Annotated in this window: 12 protein-coding genes; 8 read left to right on the forward strand and 4 right to left on the reverse strand. The window is 60.2% G+C overall.

Going from position 1 to position 13,124, the window contains the following annotated elements; translation table 11 throughout:
* The first annotated feature begins 36 nt into the window (after positions 1–36).
* From tilS to O3A94_03850, 8 genes are all read left to right on the forward strand, one after another.
* Positions 37–1,422: a tRNA lysidine(34) synthetase TilS gene (gene tilS, locus O3A94_03815; GenBank protein MDA1355378.1), complete on the forward strand. Its 1,386-nt coding sequence runs from the start codon at positions 37–39 to the stop codon at positions 1,420–1,422.
* Between the two features lie 176 nt (positions 1,423–1,598).
* Complete coding sequence (ftsH, locus tag O3A94_03820) at positions 1,599–3,521, forward strand: ATP-dependent zinc metalloprotease FtsH (GenBank protein MDA1355379.1); 1,923 nt, start codon at positions 1,599–1,601, stop codon at positions 3,519–3,521.
* Positions 3,522–3,563: 42 nt separating this feature from the next.
* The gene (gene folP / locus O3A94_03825) at positions 3,564–4,655 is read left to right on the forward strand and encodes a dihydropteroate synthase (GenBank protein ID MDA1355380.1); all 1,092 of its coding nucleotides are present in this window, start codon (positions 3,564–3,566) and stop codon (positions 4,653–4,655) included.
* Positions 4,656–4,719: 64 nt separating this feature from the next.
* A complete protein-coding gene (gene glmM, locus O3A94_03830) occupies positions 4,720–6,066 on the forward strand; it encodes a phosphoglucosamine mutase (GenBank protein ID MDA1355381.1) in 1,347 nt (448 codons plus the stop codon).
* 43 nt (positions 6,067–6,109) lie between these two features.
* The gene (gene thiD, locus O3A94_03835) at positions 6,110–6,916 is read left to right on the forward strand and encodes a bifunctional hydroxymethylpyrimidine kinase/phosphomethylpyrimidine kinase (GenBank protein ID MDA1355382.1); all 807 of its coding nucleotides are present in this window, start codon (positions 6,110–6,112) and stop codon (positions 6,914–6,916) included.
* Between the two features lie 81 nt (positions 6,917–6,997).
* Positions 6,998–7,855, forward strand: a complete 858-nt coding sequence (locus O3A94_03840) for a methylated-DNA--[protein]-cysteine S-methyltransferase (protein ID MDA1355383.1) — start codon at positions 6,998–7,000, stop codon at positions 7,853–7,855.
* 71 nt (positions 7,856–7,926) lie between these two features.
* Entirely contained in the window at positions 7,927–8,382 is a 456-nt protein-coding gene (locus tag O3A94_03845) for a MaoC family dehydratase (protein MDA1355384.1), read from the forward strand.
* Positions 8,383–8,400: 18 nt separating this feature from the next.
* The gene (locus O3A94_03850) at positions 8,401–9,441 is read left to right on the forward strand and encodes a COX15/CtaA family protein (GenBank protein MDA1355385.1); all 1,041 of its coding nucleotides are present in this window, start codon (positions 8,401–8,403) and stop codon (positions 9,439–9,441) included.
* On the opposite strand, the gene O3A94_03855 is transcribed toward O3A94_03850, so the two are convergent.
* The 4 genes from O3A94_03855 to O3A94_03870 all read right to left on the reverse strand — a co-directional run bounded on the left by O3A94_03855 (position 9,438) and on the right by O3A94_03870 (position 13,078).
* Positions 9,438–10,700, reverse strand: coding sequence for a YeeE/YedE family protein (locus tag O3A94_03855; GenBank protein ID MDA1355386.1), 1,263 nt, complete (start codon positions 10,698–10,700; stop codon positions 9,438–9,440). The genes O3A94_03850 and O3A94_03855 overlap by 4 nt on opposite strands.
* Before the next feature lie 40 nt (positions 10,701–10,740).
* A complete protein-coding gene (locus tag O3A94_03860) occupies positions 10,741–11,613 on the reverse strand; it encodes a TIGR01459 family HAD-type hydrolase (GenBank protein MDA1355387.1) in 873 nt (290 codons plus the stop codon).
* Between the two features lie 64 nt (positions 11,614–11,677).
* Positions 11,678–11,869, reverse strand: a complete 192-nt coding sequence (locus O3A94_03865; GenBank protein MDA1355388.1) for a hypothetical protein — start codon at positions 11,867–11,869, stop codon at positions 11,678–11,680.
* Positions 11,870–11,890: 21 nt separating this feature from the next.
* Entirely contained in the window at positions 11,891–13,078 is a 1,188-nt protein-coding gene (locus O3A94_03870) for an EAL domain-containing protein (protein MDA1355389.1), read from the reverse strand.
* Between the last annotated feature and the right edge of the window lie 46 nt (positions 13,079–13,124).

A 13,124-nucleotide genomic window follows, 5' to 3' on the forward strand; every position in this document is an offset into this window, starting at 1 on the left:
ATTCGCGCCCGCACAGCGGGCAGTTAAGCTGATTCCATGAAGACGCCTCACATCGTTCCACCAGAACGCGCGCCGCTTTCCGCCAAACGTTTGGCTCATGCTGAATTCAGCCGATTGATGGCGCCAGCAGGTCCATTCGAGCCGGCCGCGCATCTTGCCATCGCGGTTTCCGGCGGTTCCGACAGCCTTGCGCTTTGCTTGCTCGCCGCGGCCTGGGCGCGCCGGCGTGGGGGCCGGGTCACGGCGCTTACCGTTGAGCATGGCCTGCGTCCGGAATCGGCGGCGGAGGCCGAGCAAGTGGCGTGCTGGCTCAAGGCACGCGGTATCACGCATTGTCTCTTGCCGTGGCGCGGTGAGAAGCCCAAGAGCGGCGTTCAGGCGGCGGCACGGATGGCGCGGCTGGCGCGCTTGGCCAATTGGTGTGTGCGCCATCATGTCGTTCACCTCTTGAGCGGCCATCAATTGGAGGATCAAGCGGCGACCGTCTTGCTCAGACTTTCGGCCGGAAGTGGCGGCGCCGGCTTGGCGGCCATGCCGTTGGTGCAGGATATCGAAGCCGCGGACGGCGCCGCCGTGCGTCTCATTAGGCCACTCCTCTCCGTGCCCGAGTGCCGCTTGAAGGCAGTGCTGCGCGACAGCTCGCAAGCATGGCTCGATGATCCGTCCAACCGCAATTCAGCCTATGCCCGCACCCGCCTGGCGGCGGCGCTGGAGGCGTTGAGCGGTGAGGGCATGACGGCATCCCGCCTCGCCCACACGGCGCGGCGCGCCGGACAAGACCGGGCAGCGCTTGACATTGCTTGTGGTGAACTGCTGGCTCGCGCAGCGGCGCCTCACCCGGCCGGCTTCATCCTGCTCGATTGGAACGCCTGGCGAAGCGCGCCGGACGCGGTGTCTGTGCGCCTCTTTGGCCGCCTGGTAGCGGGTGTCGGCGCGCGCCCATTTGGTGCCCGCCTGGAGCGGTTAGAGCGCCTGTGTGAGCAACTACGCGCCTCCTATCCAGAGCGCGCCGCAACACTTGGCGGCTGCCGCATCATGCCTTATCGCGGCAGGCTATTGATCTGCCGCGAGCCCGGTGCAATGGGCGAAGCCGTGGCCATGAAACCGGGCGACAAGCTGGTGTGGGACAATCGCTTCCGGGCTGCCCTTCCGCGGCGCGCTGAATTCCGAGGAGAATGCACGCTCGGACGGCTGGGGTCTGAGGGGATTGCAGAGCTGCGTCGGGTGATGGCCGATGGCGAAAGGGCACTACAAAAAATTCCGGCGCCAGCGCGTCCTGCGCTGCCGGCGTTTAGAGACCTTGACGGGCTGCTCGCGGTACCCCATCTAAAATATTCAAGATCGCCCGCCGAGCGTGGATGTCGGGCAGAATTCTATCCGGCGGAAAACCCTGTCGGGAACGTGTTTGGTCCGATCGCATGAGGGAAGTCACCACAAGTTTAAGAAATATTGTACTAATCCGGTATATTATTGAATATTAAGCGGCAAAATATGGCGATTACGACGGTTATCTGGTGAATCTATCGGGCCGCTGGCAGATGGTCGGCGCGTCAAGGCTGCGATAGGGTGGTTGTCATGGAAGGAATGAGGACATTCGGTTGGGTAGCTTCGGCAAGAACATAGCGCTTTGGATCATCATCGGTCTGTTGTTGGTCGCGCTGTTCCAATTATTTCAGGGCGGCTCGACACGCAACCCGAGCCATGAATTGGCATTTTCCGAGTTCGTGAATGATGTCGAAAACGGCCAGGTTTCGGATGTCACCATTCAAGGCCAGACGCTGACTGGTCACTATGTCGATGGCCGGGAGTTCAATACATTTACCCCGAACGATCCATCCCTGGTGGCGACGCTGCGCGCCCACAAAGTTCAAATTACTGCTGCGCCGATCGAAGGCGGGGTGCCGTTCCTCAATATTTTATTGTCTTGGTTCCCGATGCTGCTTCTTGTCGGTGTCTGGATCTTTTTCATGCGCCAGATGCAGTCGGGCGGCGGCAAGGCAATGGGCTTCGGCAAATCGAAGGCCAGGCTTTTGACTGAGCGCCAGGGTCGGGTGACATTCGACGATGTCGCCGGAATCGATGAGGCCAAAACGGAACTCGAAGAAATTGTCGAATTTTTGCGCGATCCGCAGAAATTTCAAAAGCTCGGCGGTAAGATTCCCAAAGGCGTGCTGCTTGTCGGACCTCCCGGAACTGGCAAGACCCTATTGGCGCGGGCGATAGCCGGCGAAGCGAATGTCCCGTTTTTCACCATATCTGGCTCCGATTTCGTCGAGATGTTCGTCGGCGTCGGCGCCAGCCGCGTGCGCGATATGTTCGAGCAAGGCAAAAAGAACGCGCCCTGCTTGATTTTCATAGATGAAATTGATGCGGTCGGTCGGCACCGCGGCGCCGGCCTCGGCGGCGGCAATGACGAGCGCGAACAAACCCTCAACCAATTGCTGGTCGAAATGGACGGCTTCGAGGCGAACGAAGGCGTGATCCTGATCGCCGCGACCAACCGTCCCGATGTTTTGGATCCGGCTCTGTTGCGCCCCGGACGTTTCGACCGTCAGGTCGTCGTGCCCAATCCAGACGTGCTAGGCCGCGAGAAAATTCTCAAAGTGCACATGCGTAAAGTGCCGTTGGCACCGGACGTGAACCCGCGCACCATCGCGCGTGGCACACCAGGTTTCTCTGGCGCTGATTTGGCCAATTTGGTCAATGAGGCGGCGCTCCTCGCGGCGCGGCGCGCCAAGCGCGTCGTGACCATGGCCGAATTCGAGGACGCTAAGGACAAGGTCATGATGGGCGCCGAGCGCCGTTCGATGGTGATGACCGACGAAGAGAAGCGCTTAACTGCCTATCACGAAGGCGGGCACGCGATTGTTGCAGTAAATATGCCGGCGTCTGATCCAATCCACAAAGCCACCATCATCCCACGCGGCCGGGCGCTCGGCATGGTCGTGCGCCTGCCGGAAGGCGATCGCATATCGCTAAGCCGCGAGAAATTGACAACCGATATCGCCGTCGCTATGGGCGGGCGCATCGCCGAGGAAATGGTATTCGGCTACGAAAAAGTGACCAGCGGTGCCTCATCGGATATCAAAATGGCGACCGCGATTGCGCGCAGCATGGTAACTCAGTTTGGCATGTCCGACGAAATGGGCCCGCTCTCCTACAACGAAAACGAGCAGGAAGTCTTTCTCGGACATTCAGTAACCCAGACGAAGCATGTGTCCGAAGATACCGCCAATGCGATCGACCGCGAAGTGCGCCGCATTGTTGATGAAGGCTATAAACAGGCGCAGGAAATATTGAACTCCAATGTGGATCAACTTCATAGTTTGGCAAACGCATTGCTCGAATATGAAGCGCTGAACGGCGAAGAGATCGACGCGATTCTGCGCGGCGAGACCTTATCACGGCTGGATGATGATGATGAGCCGCCGCCACGGCGCGGCAAACACGGCACAGTACCAAGCTCAGGCGATGCAACCGGCACCGGCGGTCTAGAACCCAAACCGCAGCCAGGTGCCTAACTCCGCGGTTTCGGCTGCTGCGCCGCTGTCGACCGCGCTAGGATGAACGCATCTTCCCCGTCTGACCTCGCCTGGCAAGGGATTCACGACGGGGCCCGTATCTATTTGCGCCGGTTGACGGCGCTGCCCGGCGCCACCAGCTCCGTCGATCAATTCGAACTCATCGTCGCCACCGCTGCGCAAGAAACGCGAATGCGCCTTTGTCGCGCCGATTTGGAAGACGGTGCTTGTCGGGTCGGCGGTGCTCCGCAAGAGCGCATTTCTGCTCTGTTGGCACGCGCCGATGCCGTGCGCGGCCCTGTTTGCGGCCTCGGCATGGATCGGCCGCGCATCATGGGCGTGCTCAATATCACGCCCGACAGCTTCTCCGACGGCGGCGAGAACTTCGATTGTGGTACGGCCATCGCCGCGGCAATGGATATGCGCGAAGCCGGTGCCGATATCATCGATGTCGGCGGCGTTTCAACCCGCCCGGGCTCACGCGCGCCGTCCGAAGCAGAGGAGCTGGATCGCGTGATGCCGGTGATCGCAGCACTAACCGGCGACGGCCTGATTGTCTCGGTCGATACCCGCCGCGCCGCAGTCATGGCCGCGGCACTGGATGCGGGCGCCAAAATCATCAATGACATTTCTGCCCTGACCGCCGACCCAGACAGCTTGGACGTGGCAGCGCGCTTTGCCGCACCGGTCATTCTCATGCACATGCAGGGCACGCCCAAGACCATGCAAGAAGCGCCGGTCTATGATCATGTGGCGCTCGACATATTTGATTACCTGGAAGGGCGCATTGAGGCCTGCGAAGCGGCCGGCATTGCGCGTCGCCGGTTGATCATCGACCCCGGCATCGGCTTCGGCAAGACGATGGCGCACAATCTGCAAATCTTGCGGGATGTCGGCCTCTTTCACGCTCTCGGATGTCCGTTATTGATCGGCTTGTCGCGCAAATATTTCATTTCCCGTCTGAGCGCCGGCGAGGCCGCCGGTGCGCGCGTGCCGGGCTCGATTGCCGGCGCCCTACATGCGATTTCGCAAGGCGTGCAGATCGTCAGAGTCCATGATGTGCGCGAAACCGTGCAGGCGATAAAGGTCTGGCAGGCCATCCGTGGCGACATGTCGGGTATGGAATCAACGTAATATGGTATTAATGACAACTGGAGTCGCGCGGCGCGGCTGTGATCGCCGAGGCAAGTGACGGACGATGGCGAACAAATTGTTTGGCACAGATGGCATCCGTGGCAGGGCGAACAAGCCGCCCATGACGGCGGAGATCGCCCTCAGCGTGGGCGAAGCTGCGGGTGCGCATTTTCTGCGCGGCGACCATCGCCACCGCGTCATCATCGCCAAAGATACCCGCCTGTCGGGCTATATGCTGGAGCCGGCGTTAACCGCCGGCTTCATATCCGTCGGCATGGACGTGGTCTTGGTCGGCCCATTGCCGACGCCGGCGGTCGCCATGCTGACGCGCTCGCTGCGTGCGGATATCGGCGTGATGATCTCGGCGTCACATAATTCGTACGAAGACAACGGCATCAAGATATTCGGCCCCGACGGCTACAAGCTTTCAGATGAGGTCGAGGCGGCGATTGAAGCGCGCATCGGCAATGCCGATGTAGCCCATCGCGCAGCCCCGGCGCAGCTCGGGCGGGCCAAACGGCTCGAGGACGCGGAGGGCCGCTATATCGAATTCGCCAAAAATACCTTTCCACGCAATCTCCGTCTCGACGGGCTGAAAATCGTTGTCGATTGCGCCAACGGCGCGGCCTACAAGGTGGCGCCCAGCGTGCTGTGGGAATTAGGCGCGGAAGTGGTCTCGGTCGGTGTCGAGCCGAATGGCTTGAATATCAACAAAGGCTGTGGCTCCACCCATTGCGGCGTTATGCAAGCTGCCGTGGTGGCGCATGGCGCCGATCTCGGCATGGCGCTCGACGGCGACGCCGATCGGGTCATCATGTGCGATGAAACCGGCGCGTTGCTGGACGGCGATCAGATCATGGCTTTGGTCGCGCACAATTTGGCGCGCACGGATCGCCTTCGCGGCGGCGGCATTGTTGCCACGGTGATGTCGAACCTTGGCTTGGAGCGCTATCTCAAAAAAATTGGCTTGACCCTGGAGCGCACCAAAGTTGGAGATCGCTATGTGGTCGAGCATATGCGCCAATTTGGCTTCAATCTGGGCGGTGAGCAGTCCGGACATATTATCCTCAGCGACTACGGCACCACTGGCGATGGTTTGATCGCCGCCCTGCAAACCTTAGCCGTGCTGGCGGCTTCGGGCCAACCGGCGAGCGAGGTGGCGCGGCTGTTTACGCCCATTCCTCAAACGCTGCGCAACGTGACCTATAGCCATCAGGATCCGCTCGACTTCACCCAGGTGAAACGCGCGATAGCCGACGGAGAGTCCCGCTTGGGGCAGGACGGCCGTTTGTTGATCCGTAAATCGGGGACCGAACCTGTTGTCCGCGTGATGGCGGAAGGCGACGATGAAAACCTGGTCAACGAAGTCGTCGGCGACATTGTCAGCGCCATGCACGAGGCGGTGCAATGACATTAGAAATTGGCTTAAAGCCACGCGCCGAAGCGACGGCCAAGTGAAAGGCCGCGTCCTTATCGTCGCCGGGTCGGATTCCGGCGGCGGCGCTGGTATTCAAGCCGATGTGAAGACTGTCACCGCGCTCGGCGGCTATTGCGGAACGGCCATTACCGTGTTGACCGCGCAGGATACCATGACTGTCGCCAGGATTGAGCCGGTGTCAGCCGACATGGTGGCGCGGCAAATGCACATGATGCTCGATGATATCGGCGTCGATTGCATCAAGACGGGCATGTTGTACAGCCACGATATCATTGAAGCCGTGGCTGAAGTGATCGCTACGAAGGCGAGGGACATTCCCTTGGTCGTCGATCCGGTGCTCGTCGCAAAGAGCGGAGACCGGCTGCTCGAAGAAAACGCCCTGCAGGCCTTCAAAGCACGTCTGATCCCGCGTGCCTCGGTCATCACGCCAAATATACCCGAGGCCGAAGTCCTCACCGGAATAGCCGTCAAGACTCGTGACGATATGATGCGCGCCGCCGAGATGATGTACAGCCAAGGCGTGCCTGCCGTGTTGCTCAAGGGCGGCCATATGACAGGCAATCGACTAACCGACCTTTTGCAAACCGAGGATGGTACGGAGCTGTTTGAAGCTGAGCGGATTCAAAGCAAACACACCCATGGCACTGGCTGCACGCTGGCTTCGGCAATCGCCACCGGCATTGCCCAAGGCATGGAATTGCGCGATGCCGTCAGGCGGGCGCGTGAATATGTGCGCCGGGCGATTATTGCTGCGCCGGGATTTGGCGGCGGGCACGGCCCGCTGGATCACACCGTGACGGTTCGTCCACTCGACGATTATTGAGCGCGCAACAATCGGGTGGGCGCAGGTTTGCCGTTGTTCTAGGTTGCTGTTGAATATGATTATCGGAGAGAGGACAGCGCCATGAGTGAATATGCCGAGTTGCAGCATCAGTCGCGCGATTACGCCCGCGTCGAACGCGCGATTTCATATCTCGAAGAAAACTTTCGCGACCAGCCGGAATTGGAGACGGTCGCCGAAGCGGTTGGCCTAAGCGCCACCCATTTTCAGCGCATGTTCAAGCGCTGGGCCGGAATTTCGCCGAAACGCTTCGTACAATATCTGACGCTCGACCATGCCCGCCGGTGCCTGGCGGATTCGGCCTCTGTGCTGGATGCCAGCTATGATTCTGGTCTCAGCGGGCCGGGTCGTCTGCATGATTTGTTTGTCACCTATGAGGCCATGACACCCGGCGATTTTAAACGTGAGGGCGACGGTATCGAGATCGTCTATGGCGTTCACCCCAGCCCGTTCGGGCCATGTTTTATCGGCGAAACCGAACGCGGTGTCTGTGCCCTCGGGTTTGCCGACGACGCGGCATCAGCCACGCCGCTTGAGGATTTTAGGCGGCGCTGGTGCTACGCAAAATTTCGCGAGGACCATCACCAGACCGCCGGCGCCGCGGCGCACATCTTCGGCGCTGCCGGCGGAAAACTTGCGCTCGACCTGCGCGGCACCAATTTCCAGCTCAAGGTGTGGGAGGCGTTGCTGCGCATCCCGCCTGGTGCCGTCGTTTCCTACGATGCTTTGGCAGGTGCGCTCGACAAGCCGGGCGCGGCGCGCGCCGTCGGCGGCGCCGTCGCCGCCAATCCGGTATCCTATTTGATTCCCTGTCACCGGGTGATCCGCAAGTCAGGCCGGTTCCACAATTATTATTGGGGCCCGGAGCGCAAGCGCGCGATGTTGGCCTGGGAAGCGGCACATTTCGCTCCGGCGGCTTAAAATATCGACCTTTCGCCTTGGCGGCGGATGGCCGGAGACGTAAAATCGCATCCGCCAAACCGGAGGCGCTCATGTTCCATTGCTATCTCGACGATTTCTCCGAGGGTTCGACATTCGAGACCGAGGGAAAAACTCTGAGCGAGGCCGAAATTCTCGAATTCGCCTTCAAATACGACCCGCAACCGTTTCACATGGATGTCGAGGCGGCGAAGGACGGACCTTTCGGCGGCTTGATTGCGAGCGGTATTCAGACCATGGCCATCGGCTTGCGGCTCATGCTTCAGGCACAAGTGTTCGCGCCGGGCGCCAGTATGGGCTCACCGGGAATAGACGAATTGCGTTGGCTGAAACCGGTTCGCCCGGGCGATACATTGCGCCTCCGCGGCGAGGCACTTGAAGTGAAGCCGTCGCGTTCCAAACCTGATCGGGGGATTCTCAGATATCGCATGACGATCTTCAATCAGCACGGCGAAGACGTCATGAGCATGTTGGGAATGCAAATCATCAAGCGCCGGACCATCGACTGAGCACAGACTGAGCACGTAATGATAACAGCGCCGAACAAGGAGCGCGCAATCGCCATCTGGCTGTTCGTTCTGTGCGCTATGATCTTCGCCATGGTCTTGCTGGGCGGCGCAACTCGCCTCACCCATTCCGGCCTGTCGATGGTCGAATGGCGTCCGCTGTTCGGTGTCTTGCCGCCGATGAGCGAGGCGGCCTGGCAAAACGTGTTTCAGCAATATCAAGAATTTCCCGAATATCAGAAGATCAATTTCGCCATGACATTGGCCGAGTTCAAACGGATATTCCTGTTTGAATACAGCCACCGCGTTCTCGGCCGAGCGATCGGCGTCGCGTTCGCCCTGCCGTTTCTCTATTTCCTGCTGCGCCGGCAAGTGTCGTGGCACTTGGCGCCGAGGCTGGCCGTCATGTTTGTGCTTGGCGCGCTCCAGGGAGTGCTCGGCTGGTACATGGTTCAGAGTGGCCTGGTGGAGCGCCCTGATGTCAGCCCTTACCGGTTGACCGCGCATCTCGGCCTGGCCGTGATCATCTATGCCTATATGCTGTGGACTGCCATGAGGCTCTTGCAGCCGGCCCGGCGCGCCCGGCTAGCCGGTGGCCAGGGCCGGGCGCTGCGGATCGCCTCGTCGGTCGTGACCGGGGCGATATTTCTCACCATCCTGTCGGGCGGCTTTGTCGCCGGCAACGACGCCGGTCTCGCCTACAACAGCTTTCCTCTAATGGACGGCAGATTCGTGCCGGCCGATATCCTCCGGCTCGAGCCGTGGTGGCGCAATTTTTTCGAAAACTTGCCGTTGGTGCAGCTCGATCACCGCCTTCTCGCCCTGATGGTGATCATCGCCACGATGATTTTATGGCTTGTCGGCCTTCGCCAGCCGCTTTCTACGGGCGCGCGCCGCGCGTTTGGCGCCTGGGCGGTGGTCGCCCTGGCGCAACTCGCGCTCGGTATTTCCACGTTGCTGCTGTTCGTTCCGGTGCCGCTCGGCATCGCCCATCAGGCAGGCGCGCTTTTGACCTTAACCATGGCGCTCTGGACCTGTCATGAACTGTCGCGGAGAGATTAGCGGCGGGTGAAATTAATTTTCACACCCTTGAGGCCGAATAGCGGGCGGAGATAAATGCCGGCGAAGGTGCCGAGAAGCCCGAAAATAATCCACACCCAGCCATGCAAGCTGCCCGACACGACGCCGCTGAAAAACGCGCCGATATTGCAGCCGAAGGCAAGCCGCGCGCCGTAGCCCAACAATAGCCCTCCGATCAGCGCCGCGGCGAGCGAGAGAGGCGGAATTCGCATCAAAGGGGCAAAGCGCCCGGCAAGCGAAGCAGCAAGCGCGGCGCCGATCACAATGCCGATATTCATCACCGATGTGACATCCTGCTCAATTCCGGCGTCCAGCATGCGCGCCGGGTACGGCCATTGCCAGAATTCCCACGCCGCCACGTCGAGGCCGGCGGCATCGGCGATTTTGGCGCCCCATAGCGTATAGCCCCAGGTGATGCCCCATGGCCGCCCGGCCACAAGTAATGTGACGACGTTGAGAATCGCCAGGGCAAGCGCACCCCAGAGAATCGGCCAACGCCCGAACACCAGGCGTTGGAAGGCCTCTTTCCAACTCGCGACGGGTTCGCGTCTCTCCAGCGTTCTGTGACGTTTGCGTTCGATGCGGATGGTCACTACGGCAAGTGCGGCGATGAACGCCAATTGAAGCACCAGGCCACCCGGCCAGCCCAGTTCGCCGTACAGCGAGACGGCGGCAATTTTCGGTTGTTCCACCCACCATGGCAGATGCGCCGAGCCGGCGAGCGAACCGGCGATGAAGCCGATCAGAGTCACCATCATGCGGGTACTTCCGCCGCCCGCAGTAAAGAGCGTGCCCGACCCACAGCCGCCGCCGAGCTGCATGCCGACGCCAAAGATGAATGCGCCGGCCATCACCGACACACCGATCGGCGCCAAGGCGCCGCTCAAAGATTGGCCAAAAACACTGCCGCTGGCGAGAAGCGGGGCGAACACCAGGCTGGCCGCAGCCAGCATCAGCAACTGCGCCCGCACGCCGGAGCCGCGGCCTTCCACCAGCAGGCGGCGATAGGCGCCGGTGAAGCCGAACACCGCGTGATAGAGCGAGATGCCGAGGGCACCGCCGATGAGGTAGAGCGCAGCCTGCCGTCCGCCCACCACGTCGCTCAAATAAGCGACGCCACCGGCCAATACCAAGAGCGCTACGCTGAGCGGTAGAATTTGTGGTTGTCCGGGCGCAAACCAGGAAATTTTTCGCACCATCGCCTTCATACCGTCACTATCGGCAAAGGGCGGTGCACACACCAATAAACATCTGTTGAAGAGGCCGTGTGGCCGTCTAAATTTACCAGCGCAATGTCGGAATTGCGGCGCGCGGGCGTTCGTTTGCCTTGCGGCAGATCGCATTCAAGGTAGCCGGATCGGGCGCTTCAAGGCGCGACACACCAAGCTCCTCGGCTAGGAGGCCACCGGTTACCAAGAGAGAATCAAGGCCCGCCGCGCGGGCGCCAGATATATCGGTTTCCAGCCCGTCGCCCACCGCCAGTACACGCGACTGTTGCGCGATGCCCAGCATGTCGAGGGACAGGCGGTAAATGAACGGGTAGGGCTTGCCGACATAGGTCACGGCGCCACCCATTTGTTCGTAACGCGCCGCCAAAGCGCCGGCGCACAGTTCGCGCGTGCCCAGGCGGATCACCTCACGGTCTGGGTTGACGCACAGCATCGTCAGGCCGCGCGAAGCCGCTTCGCTGAGAAATGGCTCATGCGCCGCCAAGCTCGAACGTTCGTCGCTCAGTCCGATCGCGAGCAGAAAATCGGCCTCTGCAACCGTTGCCGACGACGTATAATCGAGGCCGCGCAGAAGATCATCGTCGTCCGGCGCCGCCAGCAGAAAATAGCGCTTGCCCAATTTCCCCAACGCCGCCGCGTCGCCGGATTCGAAGGCAATCCGCGCTGCTTCGCCGGAAGATAGCACCCCGTCATATAGCGTCCGTGCGATGCCCTTGCTTTCCAGAATAGCGGCGACCTTTTCCGCCCGTCGCGGCGCGTTCGACAGAAATATGACCCGTTTGCTGGCGGCGCGCAGTTGGCGGACGCAGTCGACGGCCTCGTCATAGGCGGCGCCGCCCTGGTGCACTACGCCCCAGATATCGAGAATAAAGCCGTCATAGGCTTCGCTGAAATCGGCGAGGCCGGGCAGGAGCGGTATGTTCATGTTGCCCAAGGTTCAACCACGAACACGCTTCTGACACAGACAGACATCTTTTGAAAGGGCTAGGTCACGGCTTACTTTCACGCGGTTCGCCGAAAAGATAGCCCTGCCCATAGCGAATATTATGGTCGAGAAGCTCTACAAGCTGGGGTTCGGTTTCGATTTTCTCCACGATCATCGTGACGCGTGAATCAGCCAAATCCTCTTGCAAGTAGCGCAGCTGCTCCAGCCCATTTTCGGTGTGGGCCAGGGAAATCAAATTTGCAGCATCGACCTTGACTTAGTGGAAGCTGCGTTTGGCAATTTCTACGAAGTTGAGATCGAGGCGTTCGACGCGATCCATCGAAAAACTGAACCCCAATTTGGCCATGCGTTCGAGATTTTCTGCAAATTCGTTGTAGTGGGTTTCAACATCGTTCTGCGAAAACTCGAAAATCAAATCGTCCACCAGTTCCAGATTCTCGGACAGAAATTCAATGAATTGGCCGAAAAATGTTTCGTCGCGCAGAGTGTGTGGCGACACATTGCAGAAGAATCCATAGTCCCGATTGTGCCGCCGCACCCGACGTAACAATTGAATGCAGCGGAACAGGAGATTGTTGTCGATAGCGCCGACAAGACCCGCGCGCTCGGCGAGTTCTAGATATTGGCGTGGACCGATAAAGTTTCCGGCATGGTCTTGGATGCGGGAATAGGCCTCATAATATTCGACCCGGCGTGTCGGCAGCGAAACGATCGGTTGCAGGAAAAGACTGACTCGGGCGCGCTCCAGGGCGTCACGCGTAATTGCAAGTATATCCTGCGCGTTGCCGCCGAGCGGTAGCGCATCCGAAAAATCTTGGTTTTGGTTGTCGGGAAATTCCACCTGCCCCGAGTGCGGCTGCTGATGCACAGAGCTGCTTAAATCCATGTAGCTCGCGCGGTACTCGCTGGTGACCTTGGCCGTTTGCCGCGCCTCTAGAATATCGAAATTTTCGCCCATTATTGGATCGTCGGGCGGTGGCGGCGTTTTCTGGCGTGGCGTTTTCTGTGCCACTGGTGCCGCGTGTTTTTCTGCGCCCTTCTTGTTGGTCAACTGTGAGAAAAGAGTCCGCAACAGGCGCAATTCGCCGAGCACCTCGTTGCTCGAGCGCGTGTTGGCTTCAAGATCGGCCCCGGGAACCCCGAGAGGGTGGCTGTCGCTAAACCGAGTTTTGATTTCGCGCAGTTCGTTGCGCGCAAGCTCCAAATCGCGTTGCACGGCCGCGCTGGTGGACGTCACGGCGCTGAGCTCATGCGCGATGTAACGGCCGCGTTTGTTTTGCACCACACTTTGGTGTCCCAGCGCGCTCACGACCAGTATCGCCGCACCCGCAAACAGCGCGAGCATCGGTTCGATGCCGGTACTCAATAGCGGCAGACCGAATGCAGCGGCTGCCGCGATTGCGATATAACTTAAAGCGACCAGACCATGGAATAAGACGGACATTCTTGAAGCGCGCATTTCCGTTGGTGAAGCTCGCACATTGCCTGGA

The sequence above is a fragment of the Pseudomonadota bacterium genome (assembly GCA_027624955.1).
Taxonomy (GTDB): Bacteria; Pseudomonadota; Alphaproteobacteria; order UBA828; family UBA828; genus PTKB01.